Genomic DNA, 13,576 nt, shown 5'->3' on the forward strand with positions numbered 1-13,576 from the left:
TTGCTATGCTGGAACTTCAAAATTTAGAATACGAAATTTTACGCGACAAGGTCGTGCGCGATTTTAGTTTAAAGGTCGGCGCGGGCGAAGTAGTGACGCTATTTGGCGCGAGCGGCTGCGGTAAAACCACGATCCTGCGCCTGATCTCGGGCCTCATAGATCCGCGCAAAGGCAAAATAATCAATAAATTTAACAAAACAACCTATCTCTTTCAGGAAAATCGCCTGCTCGAGTGGAAAAATGCGCTTGAAAATGTGCTGCTCGTGATGAATGAGCCTGAAGCAAAGACCGTATTAGAGCTCTTTGCTAGACTAGGACTAACGGAAAAAGACGCGCTAAAGTACCCTGACGAGCTAAGTGGCGGTATGCGCCAAAGAGTTGCTTTCGTGCGGGCGATCGTGACAAAGCCTGATTTGCTACTGATGGACGAGCCGTTTTCGGGGCTTGATTACGACATGAAAGAAATTTTAATCGACATCGTCACGCGCCGCGTCGAGGAGGGCATGAGCGTAGTGCTGGTGACTCACGACAGGATGGAGGCCGCACGCATGTCTAGTAAAATTTGCTTTTTAGCCAGCAAAGGCGCTGTGATCGAGCGCGAGCTAGAACTTGACCGTGCCTTTTCGCAGCGGGATTTTGCCTACGCTAGCGGCGTGATAGACGAAAATTTTAAAGGAAAAATTTATTATGATTAACGACTTTTTCACCCATCCGATGAGAATTTTTTTCCTTACGAGCGCGGTTTGTGCGGTACTAGGCGGAGCGATATTTTTTACGCCCGTAGATTTCGTTAGCTGGCACAAATTTATTTTTTTGCACCTGGTTGCAGCCCTTGCGTACGCGGGGTTTTTGCTAACGGGGCTAACTGATTGGACAAATTTTGGCGGAGGGCTAAAAAAGCACGCCTGCGTTATGTTTGCGTTTTTTGCGGCGAGTTTTTTTAGCGCATTTTTTAGCCTGTTTGCGGCGCATTTTTTTATGGTGCTTTTTTGGGCGTATCTGGCGGGGCTTTGCGTTTATATGATCTGGCTTGACCGCAACGACGATCAGCTGGGCGTTTTAGCATTTTTACTCGGCATTTTGGGCTTTGAGATTTGCTATCTGCTTAGCGGCGAGGAGAGATTTTTAAATTTACAAATCCACCTACACGTTATCGCGATTTTGCTTATATCTTTTCGCGTTAGCGTGGTGCTTGGCAAAGAGGCGTTAAACCGCGAGCCTGGCATGCAAGACGCGGCCTTTGTGCCAAATTTCGTCTATAAAAACATCGCGATCGTTAGCGTTTGCGCGTTTTTGTTAGTTAGCTTGTTTTTTGAAGGCAGCAAGGCGGTAAATTTTGCCGCGATAGCCTGCGGTAGCGCGATTTTAGCCAAGCTAAAAGAGTGGCACTACAAGGAGCTTTTGCGTCATAGCTTTGTGATTTATTACTACCTGATGCAGCTTTTACTGGCTGCGGGCTATGCCATTTACGGCGTGAGCGGGATTTTGGGCCTGGGGCTGGAGACAAATATGCTGCACGTCATCGCGCTAAACGGCATTATTTTTAGCATTATGCTTATCTTTAATATCGCAGGCCTGCGTCACAGCGGGCAGGAGCTTGAGTTTTTACGCCTTAGCAAGATTGCCTTTGTGCTCGTTATCGCCGCCGGCATTTGCAGGGGCTTTTTGGCTTACGTTTGGAGCGGATTTTATATACATCTACCAGCAACTCTTATCGCCGTAGCTTTCGCGCTTTGGTTTATCGACTTTTATGTAATTTTTAGAGATAACGAGTTTAGCGACGACCCTGAGTAGGCTAATCTAGCGTCCTTTTATACCTAGCGAGCGATATGGCTGTGCTAACGCATAAAAACGCCAAAATCGCGGCTAGATCGTAGTAAAAATCGCTAAGCTCGGCGCTTTTTAGCCATACGCCTCTAATGATACGCAAAAAATGCGTCAGCGGAAAGCACTCGCCGATAAACCGCGCCCACGCCGGCATCCCGTAAAAAGGAAACATAAATCCAGATAGCAACATCGAAGGCAAAAAGAAAAAATAAGTCATCTGCATCGCCTGCAGCTGGCTGCGAGCTAGCGTGCTAAAGGTAAATCCCACGCCCAAATTTGCAAGCATCAGCAGAGTGCAAGCCGTAAAAAGCGCGGCCCAGTCGCCGATAGGGGGCAACCCGAAAAGCAGCCTAGCTATCAGCAAAAGTGCGCCCACTTGCAGGTAGGCTATGAGCAGGTAGGGTAAAATTTTGCCTATCATCACCTCGGCCGGGCGCAACGGAGCGGCTAGGAGATTTTCCATCGTGCCGCGCTCAAACTCCCTCGTTACCGAGATACTCGTTAGCAGGATCGTAGTTAGCGTGAGCAAGATACCCATGAGTCACGGGATGATCTGATAGCGCGTGAGTAGCTCGGGGTTGTAGCGAGAGTGTGCACGTAGCTCAAATTCCGCTCTAGGCTGCGCGTAGCCGGGCTTGTCTCTAGCTAAGACCTGCTCAAAAGCTATTTGCAGAGCGGCCGCGGCGCCAGAGTTTGCCGATGGGTCGGTGGCGTCGGTGGCGATTAAAATTTTAGGCGTTTGGCCTCGCATGAGGTTGCGTTCTAAATTTGGCGGAAAATAGATAATAAACTGCGCCTCGCCGCTTTGCATCATGGCTTCGGCTCTAGCTGCGTCCGCGCCGACGTGTTTGACGTCGAAAAACTCCGTATTTTTCATCGCGCTAACTAGCGAGCGGGTGAGCTTGCCGCCGCCATCTACGATCACTACGGCTGAGGGCAGGTGGCGCGGGTTGTTGTTTATCGCGTAACCAAAAAGCAGCATCAGCATCAGCGGCATCGCGATGATCATCGCTAACGTCGCGCGGTCTCTTAAAATTTGACGAAATTCCTTTACGATCATCGCCGCGGTTCGAGAAAACGAGATAAATTTCATCGTCGCTCCTAAAACCGCTCGTCTTTATAAAGCTCTAGCAGGTGGATGAAAACATCCTCTAGGCTTGCTTTGATCGGTATTAGACTTAGCTCGTCTTGCGGTATAGCAAGGCCTTTAACCGCATCTTGTAGCGCGGCCTCGTCCTTTGCCGTGACGTGATAGCCGTTACCAAAAGCCGAAACGCTAAGCGCGGCGTTTGAGCCTAGCAGCGACGCCGCTTCGCCCGCCCTATCTCCGCTTAGCTGCCAGACGTTTAGATCGTAGCCGGCGATGATGTCTGCTTGCGTGCCGCGGGCTAGGATCTTGCCGTAGGCGATGTAGATGAGCTCGTGGCAGCGCTCGGCCTCGTCCATGTAGTGCGTGGAGACTAGCACGGTGATGCCGTCCTGGGCTAGTCCGTGGATGATATCCCAAAACTCGCGCCTAGCCTTTGGATCTACGCCCGCCGTCGGCTCGTCGAGTAAAAGCAGCTCCGGGCCGTGCACGAGGCACATCGCAAGCGCCAGTCGCTGTTTCCAGCCGCCAGATAAACTGCCCGCTAGATGGTTTTGACGCGGGGCGAGGTCTAAGCGGTCTAGGATTTGATTTACGGCGGCTTTTTGGTTTTTGACCGCAAAAAGCCTAGCGATAAATTCTAAATTTTCCTTCACGCTAAGGTCGTCGTACCAACCGAATTTCTGCGTCATATAGCCTGTTTTTAGGCGTATGGCTTCGCTTTGGCCGCGAAATTCATACCCCAGACAGCTGCCGCTACCGCCGTCTGGTTTTAAAAGGCCGCAAAGCATGCGTATCGTGGTCGTCTTGCCGCTGCCGTTTGGCCCTAAAAATCCGCACACGCTGCCCTTTTTGACCCTGATATCTACGCCATCCGTGATGATCTTTTTGCCGAATTTTTTGGTGAGGCCTCTAACGTCGATGGCGTAGTCGTCGCTCTGCTGTTTTGGGCTCGAATTTGGAGTCAAATTTGAGCTTTGGCTTGCAGTTAAATTTGAGGCGTTTGTCAAATTTGACGGCAAATTTGCGCTGCTAAAATTTACGCGAAAATTTTTATGAAGGCTAAATTTGGCTTTGACCTTGTTTGCTAAATTTGACCCGCTCAAATTTGATTTTCTTTCGGTCGGCGACGGAGCTTTGTCTATGCCGTAAATTTTATCGCCGCGTGCGTTTAAATTTTGCCCGAGCGAAATTTCGTCTAAATTTAAGCGCCGAATTTGAGCGGAGATATTTTGCGCGTTCACGGCTCTAGCCTCGCTTTTATCGGTAGCGACGGGTGCAAGGCGGTTGCGTTGTTTTCGGGTACGGCTTCGACTAGATACACTAGCGTGCTTTGCGAGGTTTGGTTGTAGATGACGGGCGGGGCGTACTCGGGAGCGGACGCGATTTTGACGATGCGAGCGCTAAAGTCCGCGCATCCCTCGCAGCTCACGCGCGCTTTTTGCCCCTCGCGCAGGCCAGGCAGCGCGCCTGCGGGCACGAAAAATCTGATCTTGACCTCGCCCGGCGGCAGTAGAGATAGCACGGGCTGCGAGCTTTGGACGAACTCGCCCGTTTTATAAAATATATCTTCGACGAATCCGGATTTCGGCGCTAGGACGGCGGTTTGCTCCAGCCTCCACCGCGCGGCTCGCTCCTGCGCTTCGGCCGCTTTTATTTTTGCTTTTAGGCTTGTTATTTGTTCGATTCTAGCGGGCAAATTTGCGATCTTTAGCGCGGCGTTTAGCTCGCTAACCAGGGCGTTTGCGCGGTCAAATTCCGCCTTTGCGGCGTCAAATTCTTTTTGCGAAACGGCGTTTTTAGCTAGCAGCGACTTTGCGCGATCGTAGTTGGCCTCCGCTATCCAAAGCGCGGTCTTAGCTTGTTTTAGCTCGGCATTTATCCGCTCGATCTCCTCCGGGCGCTTGCCCGTGCTAAGGTCGGCTAGCTCGGCCTCTAGAGCTTCTATGTTAGCCTTTGCGGCGTCTAAATTTGCCAGCGCTTCGGCGCTCTCAATCTCAAAAAGCGGCTCGCCTTTTTGGACGACGACGCCCTCTTTGACGCTTAAATTTACGATCTGCCCGCTAACGCCAGGCGCCACGTAAAGATAATCTCCTTCGACGTAGCCGTTAAAAAACGCGCTCCGGCTTTCGTCCGCGCAGCCCGCAAAAATCAGGATAAAAAAGGCAAAAAACGCGTAAAATTTGCTCAAATTTAAACTCATTTCGCCTCCTTAAAGCCGCTGTCTCATTAGCATTATACTCCGCTTTGGTTAAATTTGGCTACATTTTAGGATGCCGCGCGGTACTCGGGAGGGAAATACTATCGGAGCGCAGGCTTCGGATAGTGCAGCAGAAGTGGTGGTTTTTTATCTCTTTTTAGGAAAGAGTAATTTAAATTTGGAGCAAATCTATACGGCGATTTAGTATTTTTCGAGTTTGAAATTTTCCAGATGCGCTTTATAAGCACCATAAAAACGGCAACTCAAAAAAAGAGGATAAAAAATATCCGCTTTAAGCTTTCTTTGAAGAGCAAGATTATATAATTCTCATTTTAACGATAGTAGTTATTAATATTAAATATTGAGGAGAAGAAATGAAAAAAATCATTTCAGGTGCGCTAGCCACGTCATTGCTGGCTGCTTCGGCATTTGCTTTTAGTGTAGATGGCAACCCTAGCGTCAAATTCGTTGGTTATAAGTTAGCTAACAAAACAGCCGTCGAGGGTACGTTTAAAGATCTTGGCTTTAAAAGCGCGGAAAACGCAAATTTTGCCGATTTTCTAAAAACCTTTGAGTTTAACATCGATCCTAAAAATATCGATACAAAGTTGCCCGATCGCGACAAACGTGTCGGTATGATCTTTGACGGCAACGCAATAACAGCTAAAATCGTATCCGTAAGCGGCGACGAAAAAGCGGGCGAAGCTGAAGTCGAAGTTAGCGTAAAAGGAAACTCAAAGTCTTACAAAACGCAGTATACGGTGGAAGATGGTAAACTAAAGGCTAAAATCGGCATTGACTTGTTGGCTGATTTGAAACTCAATGAGACATTTGAAAAATACGCGGCTTCAGCCAAGCCTTTTCATGGTGGCAAAAGCTATCCGGATGTAGAAATCTCACTCGAAGCTAAAATAAAATAATCCTTAAATTCGGCGCTTAAAGATCTGCTTGCGCCGAATTTTCTACTTTATTATTATTTTTTATTCCGTAATGCCGAAAAATCGATAACTTAAGATATAATGAGCCGTAAAATTTAATTAAGGCGAAAAAATGACGACGAAAGAAAATAAAAAAGGGGCGGTAAGCGCGCTATTTTTGGCGGTTGCGCTGTTTGCGGCGGGGTGTGCGGGATATTTTTATTACGGCATAGGCGGGACGGGCGTTTTTACGATGGTCGTTGCCGTGATCTGCGCCGTTTTTTGCGTGAAAAAGATATTTCAGGTTAGCTTTCTAAGCATCGATGACGACGGGTTTTTGGTGCAAAAAGGCGGCAAGAACGCCAAATTTTACTTTAAAGATATCGAAGAGATCGGCGTTCGTATGGTCGACGCCAAGCGCAAAATCGACGTTTTAAACGTGAGGTTTAAAAGAGGCAAACTAGACCGCGACGCGGCTGATGGCCTCATGCAGCCTATCGGCGACGATGACGCCGTGATATACGACAAATACGAGCTATCCAAGCACGAGGTTTTTAAAATTTTAAAGCAGAAATTTGAGGCGTTAAACGCGCAAAAAAGCGAAAATAAGAAAAAGTAAAATTTGGCTAGGCCCGCTGGAGTCAAATTTGATTTTTAGCTTTAGTGACCCAAATTTGCGAATTTGACCGAAATTTGAGTCAAACCCGCAAGGCTAAATTTATTTATTAAAATACGCCGCGAGCGCGCTTAGCCAAACAAACAGAGCTATTATCCAAGACATCGTCCACGGCGTACCCGCGGAAAACGCCGCAAGCATCGCACAAAAAACGGTAAAAAGTAAAAGGATGCCGCTGCCGTATTGCAACGAGCCTATGAGCGCAGCGGCCGAGCCTTTCATCTCCTGCGGCACGCTATCAAGAGCGGCGGCATTGGAGCAAGAAGCGATGATGCCGTTCATGCTAAAAACGAAAAACATCGGGATTATCACGCCAAGAACTCCGCCCGTTTTGAAAAACGCAAACGCAAATAGCACGCCGGTAGCAAGCGCGGCAACGAGCGTGGAGACTATGAGCAGGCGGTTTAGCGCATAGCGCTTTACCAGCTTTTTATTTACGAAACTTAGCGCCATGACGCCCACGATGTTTATGCCGAATAAAAATCCGTAGTATTTGCTAGGAATGCCGAAATAATCGATATAGACAAAGCCCGTGATAAAGGCATAGACGGCTACGTAGAAAAACGTCACGCTAAGAGTGTAGCGCATAAATTTGGCATCTTGTAATAATCTTAGATAGTTCCTAAAAGACGATACGATGGGCTTTGTGGAGCGCTTTTGCGACGGCAAGGTCTCCGGCAGAGAAAAAATCATCGCAAACATAATCGCGCTAGCTAGCGCCATCAGCCAAAATATCCCGTGCCAAGAGCCAAACTCCAGTATCGCGCCGCCCGGTAACGTACCCACTATCGGCGCTATCGCCATGATGATAACCAGCGTAGAGAGCATCTGTGCGGCCTGCGAGCTACCGAAAAGATCGCTGCATTTTACGATTTTGGCCCGGCTTAACATCGGTCCTACGCACGCGCCCACGGCCTGAAACACGCGCCAGAACACTACGCTAGCCATATTGTCCGACATCGCGCATCCTACTGATCCGATCGCAAAGAGCGCCATACCGATAAAAAGCGGGATTTTACGCCCGATCCTATCGCTGATAGGCCCCCATACGAGCTGCGCTATAGCAAAGCCGATCAAAAAGCCCGTTATCGTGAGCTCCGCATCGCCGTGCAGCTGCCGCTCCATCGTAGGCATAGCAGGTAGATATACGTCCGTAGATAGCGATGTACAAGCCATGAGCGCGCTTAGCACGACTAAAAAAGATAGTTAAGTTTTTGAAGAGTTCAAATTTTTCCTTTTGTTGTTATTTGAGTGGGCGCAGGGTTTGCGCGACTGGAGATTGACAGCTTTAAATTTGCTCAAATTTGTTTTGATAAAATTGGCGCGATTATAGCTAAATTTAAACGCTTTTCGGTGTGGAAGTTTAAATTAAATTTGATGTAAAATTTGAATGCTAGCGGTGCAAAATTTAAACTAGAAATTTAAATGCAGTAGAGCAAGGCGCAGTATTTTTGCCTTAATCAAGACGGATTTAAATTTTATGACGGAAGCGTATATGAAATACGTGACCGAGTAAAATTTAAATGCAAGATTATAAGGCAAAGTATCGTGAGATGATTTTAAATGTTTTGAAGTAAATTTCGTCCCAAGACTATACATGCAGTCTGTCGTAGAGCGAAAATTTCAAATCTATTTAAATATACCCACCAAATGAGGCGCAGTATTTTTTTGCTTAGACGAGGCGAAATTTGATTTTTAAGCGGGGCGTATATGTGATACGTGAGCACTAAAAATCAAATTTCAACGAAGTATTAAGTAGAAAAAGACAAGCCTTGCTATCTTACTTCATACCTCTCGCCAGGCTTCATTTCGATTATCTCCCACGGCAAGCCCTGCTTATTTAGCTCATCCATAAAAGGCTTGGCGTCGAAATTTTCCATATTAAAGACGCCTTTCCCGCTCCAAATGCCTTTTGCCACCATCATCGAGCCGATCATCGCAGGCACGCCCGTCGTGTAGCTCACCGCCTGCGCGCCCGTCTCGGCGTAGCAAGCCTCGTGGTCGCAGACGTTATAGATATAGACCTGGCGCTCTTTGCCGTCTTTTAGACCGCGTATCACGCAACCGATATTGGTTTTGCCTTTCGTGCGAGGGCCGAGCGACGCAGGATCAGGCAGTAGGGTCTTTAAAAATTGAATCGGAATTATTTTTACGCCGTTATGCTCGACCTCGTCGATGCGTAGCATGCCGACGTTTTCTAGACATTTCATGTGGGTTAGGTAGCTCTGTCCGAATGTCATGAAAAAGCGGATTCTCTTCAGCCCTTTGATGTTTTTAACAAGGCTTTCTAGCTCCTCGTGGTAGAGCAGGTAGCTATCTTTGACGCCGACTTTCGGGTAGTCCCATTTGAACATTATCTGCATCGGCTCGGTCTCTTTCCACTCGCCGCGCTCCCAGTAGCGGCCTTTTGCACTCACTTCACGTAAATTTATCTCTGGGTTGAAATTCGTCGCAAACGGATATCCGTGATCGCCCGCGTTGCAGTCTAAGATATCGATCTCATGGATCTCGTCAAAGAGATTTTGCTGTGCGTAGGCGCAAAATACGTTCGTCACACCCGGATCAAAGCCGCTTCCCAGCAGCGCCATCGTGTTTGCGGCTTTAAACTCGCCGTCCTTTGCCCACTGCAGCTTGTATTCAAATTTCGCGGTGTCGGGGTGCTCGTAGTTTGCGGTGTCGATGTATGGGATGCCGGTGCGAGAGCACGCGTCCATGAGGGTTAGGTCCTGGTACGGTAACGCGACGTTTAGTAGTAGCTCGGCGCCCGTTTTTTTGATGAGCGCGACTACAGCATCGGTGTCGTCCGCGTCGATCTGGGCGGTGTCGATAACGACACCCAAGCGGTCTTTGATAAATTTAGCGATCGCGTCGCATTTGCTTTTCGTGCGGCTAGCAAGGGTGATCTTGCTAAAAACGTCCGAGTTCATCGCACATTTTACGGTCGCGACTTGGCTCACGCCGCCCGCGCCTATGATTAAGATATTTGACATTTTGGCTCCTTTAAATTTTAAATTTAGCTGCAATTTTAGCAAATTTAAGATGAATTTTAAGAGGCTAGGTGTAATTAATCATAGAGTTTGGTTGTGGCGGGCGCGGAGCGCAAGCTCGCTCCAACAAGAGCGCCAAAAGCGGCACGCGCTAAAATTTTGCATAGTTAGCAGCATGTCGATTGACGGCGGCATGAGATTAAATTTACCAAATTAAATTTACCGCCTTGCATCGCGCAATAAAATTTATCTCAAATTCCATTTTTTAGTTTGAGGTAGATTGCATAAGAAATAAGCTTAAATTTTTAGGTTTAATTTTGTCGCTAAAATTTGAGCGCCTAAATTTATCCTAAAGCATATCAACGATGTATTATCAAGTTGACTTGTTTTGGGTATAATCAGCATATTTAAATCTAAAAAGCTACCGCAACCGAGTTAAAAAACTTGGTGGATTAGCGCCTGGCAAGAAAACGCAAAAAGAGGCAACAATGATTGAAAATGGCAAGCAAAGACCGAATGAAAAAGAGATAGAAGCCTTAACTCTTTTTTATAATAGATTTTATTTTTTATATGATGAAATTTCTAGTGAAAATTTCAAAACTCAAGAACCATGCTTTAGATTTTATAGGCTCAGAGAAGCATTTTTGGTATTTAAAGAGATTTCTAATTATGAACCAATTAAAGAATATTTAAAGTGGATGAAAAGAGGAGGACGACCTTTTTTTGAAGGAGTGATTGCCGATGATCTATTTAGTTTTATTAGAAACCTCTTATTGCACTTTCCTATTTTTGACACATGGGATGAAGTCTATATAAACAAAAGTCTTGCCACTTGGGATAAGGCTGGGCAAATAAATAAATTTCTCACCAAGGCAAAAGAATATAAAATTGATGATAAATCAGAGGTCAAATATAGAATATGGGAGACAAAAAAGAAGAAAATGACTTATTTTTCTGTTAAATTTCCCAGTGAATATAATGAAATAACAAATATTTATCTAAAAGATATAATCACAGAAGAGATGGGTATGAAATTTTGCGTGGCGCTAATGAGGCAGATAATTGATACTCAAATCGAGAATCCAGAAGAAGAAGACATAAAAATAATGTCACAAGTTTATTTGCCAAGAAATAATACTGATTTATGAGGCAATACGGGATAAAATTTGCTTTCAATCGTTACAATAGCGCGAAATTTTAAAGGAATTCTATGCGTCAAATTTTAATTTTTCTGCTTCCGATTTGGCTGTTTGGGATGAGCTGCGAGGAGGCGATAGAGCTTAGCGCCGAAGAGTTTATTAAGCCCGACCGCAACGCCACGGCTACTGCGCTAGCGAGTGAAAGGGCGGCGCAAATTTGCCTGGCTGAGTACGGCGAAGAGCATGAGAACACGATCATAGCATTAAACAACTCGGGCAGCTTTTTTATGTTTGCAGGCGAGCCGCAAAAGGCGCTCGCAGCTTATGAGCGCTCGCTAAAAATTTTACAAAAAGGGCTCGGCAAAGAGCACAAAGCGCTAGCAAAGTCCTATCACGGCGTAGCTATCGCACAGTCGGCATTGGGGAGATACGATGAAGCGATAGCGAATTTCGGCGCGGCGATCAGATGCTACGAGCTTGGCGGCAAGAAGATGCAAAAAGACCTGATGAGTTGCTGCGCGGGGTTTGGCGATACGCTCTATAAAATGGGCGATTTTAACGGCGCATACGTAAAACACGCCGTCGCGTTTAGAATTTACGAAGAGGTTTTCGGCGCTGATAGCGTAAATTTGCTGCGAGCCAAGTACTATGCGCTGATGGCGGGCGATCTGGCGGGACTCGGCAATAAAACGGAGGCTCTGCAAAACTACGAAAAAGCCCTTAAAGTCGCGGATAAAATTTTAGAAAAACGTAACGATAAACATGCAAAAAGCCTAAAAGCAGAGGTGGAAGCAAAGATAAAAGAGTTGTAAATTTAGCGATTGGATCTTGAGGCGGGCTAAATTTACGCCTCAAATTTGACTAAGCCGCGCCACTACTCGGCGTTTAATCGCTTTGCTACATTTGCCGCGCAAGCGAAAGCAAAATGCAGATTGTATCCGCCGAGCATCCCCGTTACGTTTAAGACTTCGCCGATGAAATAAAGCCCGCGAGTGTCGCCACGGCCGCAGTTTGCGTCTAGCGCGTCCGTGTCTACGCCGCCTTTTGTGACTTCGGCTCGCTCGAAGCCAAACGTCCCAGCAGGCGCAAATTCGTAAGCAAAGAGCCGCGAGATTTTCGCCGTCTCGTCCGCCTTGTACTCGCCGTAAGGCTTGTCGCTAAGCCCCGCCGCGCGTAAAAACTCGAGCGTAAATCGCCTAGGTAGCGGCAGGATAGTGCTGAGCTGTTTTTTGCTTTTTTGCGCGTTTTCGATGCTAAAATTCGGGCAAAAATTTATGGCGATTAAGCCCTTTTGCCAAAAAAGAGAAGCGTTTAGTACGGCCGGGCCGCTTATGCCTTTGTGCGTGAAAAGTATGTCGCCCTCGAATTCTCGCGGCATTTTTGGCTCGCGGTTTGCGGCGTCTTTGCCTGCGCAACCTACGCGGATGCGGGCTGGGAAGCAAACTCCGCTTAGATTTTTAAACCAAAACTCGTCTTTTTGCACGGTAAATCCTACGAGCGCGGGCGCGGGCGGGACGACTTTGATGCCGAAGCTTTGCGCTATTTCGTAGCCGATATCGCTTGCGCCTAGGCTTTTGTAGCTCAGTCCGCCGCTAGCTACGACGAGGTTTTTGGCGTAAAATTTATCTTCGTTTTCGGCGAGCACTTCAAAAATTTCAGTCTGCTTGGATGTAAAATTCTGCAAATTTTCGCTATCAAATTTTGTCTCTTCGGTAAGAGAGGCATCCAAAATTTTACCGTTTTCATCTGTCGAAATTTTCCTCGCACCCTTTACGCAAACGCCGCAAAATATTTGCGCTCCGCTTTGTCTAGCGCGTTTTAAAAGCACGCCCAAAACGTCTTTTGCGCCGCTTTCGCAGAAAAATTGGCTTTGTTTCTGCTCGTTAAATTTTAGCTCGCCGAAAAAATTTAAAACGTCTTTGAAGTCTAGATTTTTTATGATATTTTTGACGAAATTTGCGTCGCCGAGGTAGTTTGACGCGTCTATGCGGCGGTTTGTGACGTTACACCTGCCTCCGCCGCTAGCTAGGATTTTCTTGCCGGGAGTTGCGTTTTTTTCGAGTATGGCGACGCTTTTACCGCGTAAATTCGCCGCCAAAAATAGCCCTGCTGCGCCCGCTCCGATTATCAAAACGTCGTAAATTTTGCAAATTTTAGCCATCATAAAACCTTAAAATTTACGCGCGGCAAAGCTAGCTAAAATCAAAAACTGTTTTTTAGCGCTAGGAATTTTTGCTCTTGCGCTTCGTCTAGTTTCATTTTTTCGTTGCGATTTACGAAAAGCTTAAAGATCACGTTGTGATCCGCGTCGTAAAAGTGCAGGCTGTGCCCGAGAAATCCCATAAATTTAGTACTCACAAAGCCGATGCTCGCGATAGATTCTTCTTTGAGGTGACCGCCTAAAAAGCCTGTTTTATCGGTGAAATTTAAAAACCCTTTCGCCTTTTTAGGCATAGGCACGCTCACCTTGATCTCGATGATAAACTCAGGCGTATTTTTGATAAAAAGCATCTCGCCCCAAGTGCTGATTTCTTCGAAAATTTTCATCAAATTTTCTGCGCCGACTTCCTTAAATTCGTCATCGCCGCGGTATTGCAGGATTTCGTATTCTCGTACGTTTAGCTGTTTGGCCGCATCGTAAACGGACATCTTTTTATCCTGGAAAAGCTCGTCGATTTGTTTTTTTAGATCGCTCATTTTTGTCCTTTTTTGAAATTAGATTTTGATAATAGTATTTAAAAAT

The 13,576-nt window shown here is 46.6% G+C and carries 12 protein-coding genes and 1 pseudogene; 6 read left to right on the plus strand and 7 right to left on the minus strand.

Annotation, left to right across the window (positions count from 1 at the left end; all coding sequences use genetic code 11):
- Positions 1-5 precede the first annotated feature (5 nt).
- Together H7R39_RS00110 and H7R39_RS00115 are read left to right on the plus strand one after the other, a co-directional pair.
- Positions 6-695 (plus strand): ABC transporter ATP-binding protein, encoded by a 690-nt coding sequence (locus H7R39_RS00110; protein ID WP_185897439.1) that lies wholly within the window; start codon positions 6-8, stop codon positions 693-695.
- Positions 688-1,794, plus strand: a complete 1,107-nt coding sequence (locus H7R39_RS00115) for an NnrS family protein (RefSeq protein WP_185897440.1) — start codon at positions 688-690, stop codon at positions 1,792-1,794. Before H7R39_RS00110 ends, H7R39_RS00115 begins: the two co-directional genes overlap by 8 nt.
- Before the next feature lies 1 nt (position 1,795).
- Here H7R39_RS00115 and H7R39_RS00120 read toward each other — a convergent pair.
- From H7R39_RS00120 to H7R39_RS00130, 3 genes and pseudogenes are all read right to left on the minus strand, one after another.
- Positions 1,796-2,920 (minus strand): annotated as a pseudogene (locus H7R39_RS00120) (ABC transporter permease).
- A gap of 8 nt (positions 2,921-2,928) precedes the next feature.
- On the minus strand, positions 2,929-4,158 hold the full coding sequence (locus H7R39_RS00125; protein WP_185897441.1) for an ABC transporter ATP-binding protein: 1,230 nt from the start codon (positions 4,156-4,158) through the stop codon (positions 2,929-2,931).
- Entirely contained in the window at positions 4,155-5,117 is a 963-nt protein-coding gene (locus H7R39_RS00130; protein ID WP_122862500.1) for an HlyD family secretion protein, read from the minus strand. Before H7R39_RS00130 ends, H7R39_RS00125 begins: the two co-directional genes overlap by 4 nt.
- A 371-nt stretch (positions 5,118-5,488) precedes the next feature.
- On the opposite strand from H7R39_RS00130, the gene H7R39_RS00135 reads away from it, so the two are divergent.
- A complete protein-coding gene (locus tag H7R39_RS00135; protein ID WP_122862501.1) occupies positions 5,489-6,034 on the plus strand; it encodes a YceI family protein in 546 nt (181 codons plus the stop codon).
- Between the two features lie 130 nt (positions 6,035-6,164).
- The gene (locus tag H7R39_RS00140) at positions 6,165-6,650 is read left to right on the plus strand and encodes a molybdate transport repressor (protein WP_122862502.1); all 486 of its coding nucleotides are present in this window, start codon (positions 6,165-6,167) and stop codon (positions 6,648-6,650) included.
- Between the two features lie 99 nt (positions 6,651-6,749).
- Here the strand turns inward: H7R39_RS00140 and H7R39_RS00145 are convergent, their stop codons facing one another.
- Both H7R39_RS00145 and H7R39_RS00150 read right to left on the minus strand, forming a co-directional pair.
- The gene (locus H7R39_RS00145) at positions 6,750-7,898 is read right to left on the minus strand and encodes a multidrug effflux MFS transporter (RefSeq protein ID WP_269472424.1); all 1,149 of its coding nucleotides are present in this window, start codon (positions 7,896-7,898) and stop codon (positions 6,750-6,752) included.
- 584 nt (positions 7,899-8,482) lie between these two features.
- Positions 8,483-9,697 (minus strand): saccharopine dehydrogenase family protein, encoded by a 1,215-nt coding sequence (locus H7R39_RS00150; RefSeq protein ID WP_185897442.1) that lies wholly within the window; start codon positions 9,695-9,697, stop codon positions 8,483-8,485.
- Between the two features lie 485 nt (positions 9,698-10,182).
- Here H7R39_RS00150 and H7R39_RS00155 point away from each other — a divergent pair, with 485 nt between their 5' ends.
- Both H7R39_RS00155 and H7R39_RS00160 read left to right on the plus strand, forming a co-directional pair.
- Positions 10,183-10,842 carry a hypothetical protein gene (locus H7R39_RS00155; protein ID WP_185897443.1) on the plus strand — a complete coding sequence of 220 codons (660 nt, stop codon included), beginning with the start codon at positions 10,183-10,185 and terminating at the stop codon, positions 10,840-10,842.
- A 62-nt stretch (positions 10,843-10,904) separates the two neighbouring features.
- On the plus strand, positions 10,905-11,645 hold the full coding sequence (locus H7R39_RS00160) for a tetratricopeptide repeat protein (protein WP_221892053.1): 741 nt from the start codon (positions 10,905-10,907) through the stop codon (positions 11,643-11,645).
- A 62-nt stretch (positions 11,646-11,707) separates the two neighbouring features.
- Here H7R39_RS00160 and H7R39_RS00165 read toward each other — a convergent pair whose 3' ends face one another.
- Together H7R39_RS00165 and hutX are read right to left on the minus strand one after the other, a co-directional pair.
- Positions 11,708-12,994 (minus strand): BaiN/RdsA family NAD(P)/FAD-dependent oxidoreductase, encoded by a 1,287-nt coding sequence (locus H7R39_RS00165; protein WP_185897444.1) that lies wholly within the window; start codon positions 12,992-12,994, stop codon positions 11,708-11,710.
- 41 nt (positions 12,995-13,035) lie between these two features.
- Positions 13,036-13,530 (minus strand): heme utilization cystosolic carrier protein HutX, encoded by a 495-nt coding sequence (hutX, locus tag H7R39_RS00170; RefSeq protein ID WP_185897445.1) that lies wholly within the window; start codon positions 13,528-13,530, stop codon positions 13,036-13,038.
- Positions 13,531-13,576: the final 46 nt, after the last annotated feature.

The sequence above is a fragment of the Campylobacter massiliensis genome, assembly GCF_014253065.1.
GTDB classification, from domain to species: Bacteria; Campylobacterota; Campylobacteria; order Campylobacterales; family Campylobacteraceae; genus Campylobacter_A; species Campylobacter_A massiliensis.

Bases quoted from the DNA above. Each gene is read 5' to 3' on its own strand.
- H7R39_RS00135 (WP_122862501.1), top strand. From the start codon at position 5,489: ATGAAAAAAATCATTTCAGGTGCGCTAGCCACGTCATTGCTGGCTGCT.
- H7R39_RS00150 (WP_185897442.1), bottom strand. From the start codon at position 9,697: ATGTCAAATATCTTAATCATAGGCGCGGGCGGCGTGAGCCAAGTCGCG.
- H7R39_RS00115 (WP_185897440.1), top strand. From the start codon at position 688: ATGATTAACGACTTTTTCACCCATCCGATGAGAATTTTTTTCCTTACG.
- H7R39_RS00160 (WP_221892053.1), top strand. From the start codon at position 10,905: ATGCGTCAAATTTTAATTTTTCTGCTTCCGATTTGGCTGTTTGGGATG.
- H7R39_RS00110 (WP_185897439.1), top strand. From the start codon at position 6: ATGCTGGAACTTCAAAATTTAGAATACGAAATTTTACGCGACAAGGTC.
- H7R39_RS00140 (WP_122862502.1), top strand. From the start codon at position 6,165: ATGACGACGAAAGAAAATAAAAAAGGGGCGGTAAGCGCGCTATTTTTG.
- H7R39_RS00130 (WP_122862500.1), bottom strand. From the start codon at position 5,117: ATGAGTTTAAATTTGAGCAAATTTTACGCGTTTTTTGCCTTTTTTATC.
- H7R39_RS00165 (WP_185897444.1), bottom strand. From the start codon at position 12,994: ATGGCTAAAATTTGCAAAATTTACGACGTTTTGATAATCGGAGCGGGC.
- hutX (WP_185897445.1), bottom strand. From the start codon at position 13,530: ATGAGCGATCTAAAAAAACAAATCGACGAGCTTTTCCAGGATAAAAAG.
- H7R39_RS00155 (WP_185897443.1), top strand. From the start codon at position 10,183: ATGATTGAAAATGGCAAGCAAAGACCGAATGAAAAAGAGATAGAAGCC.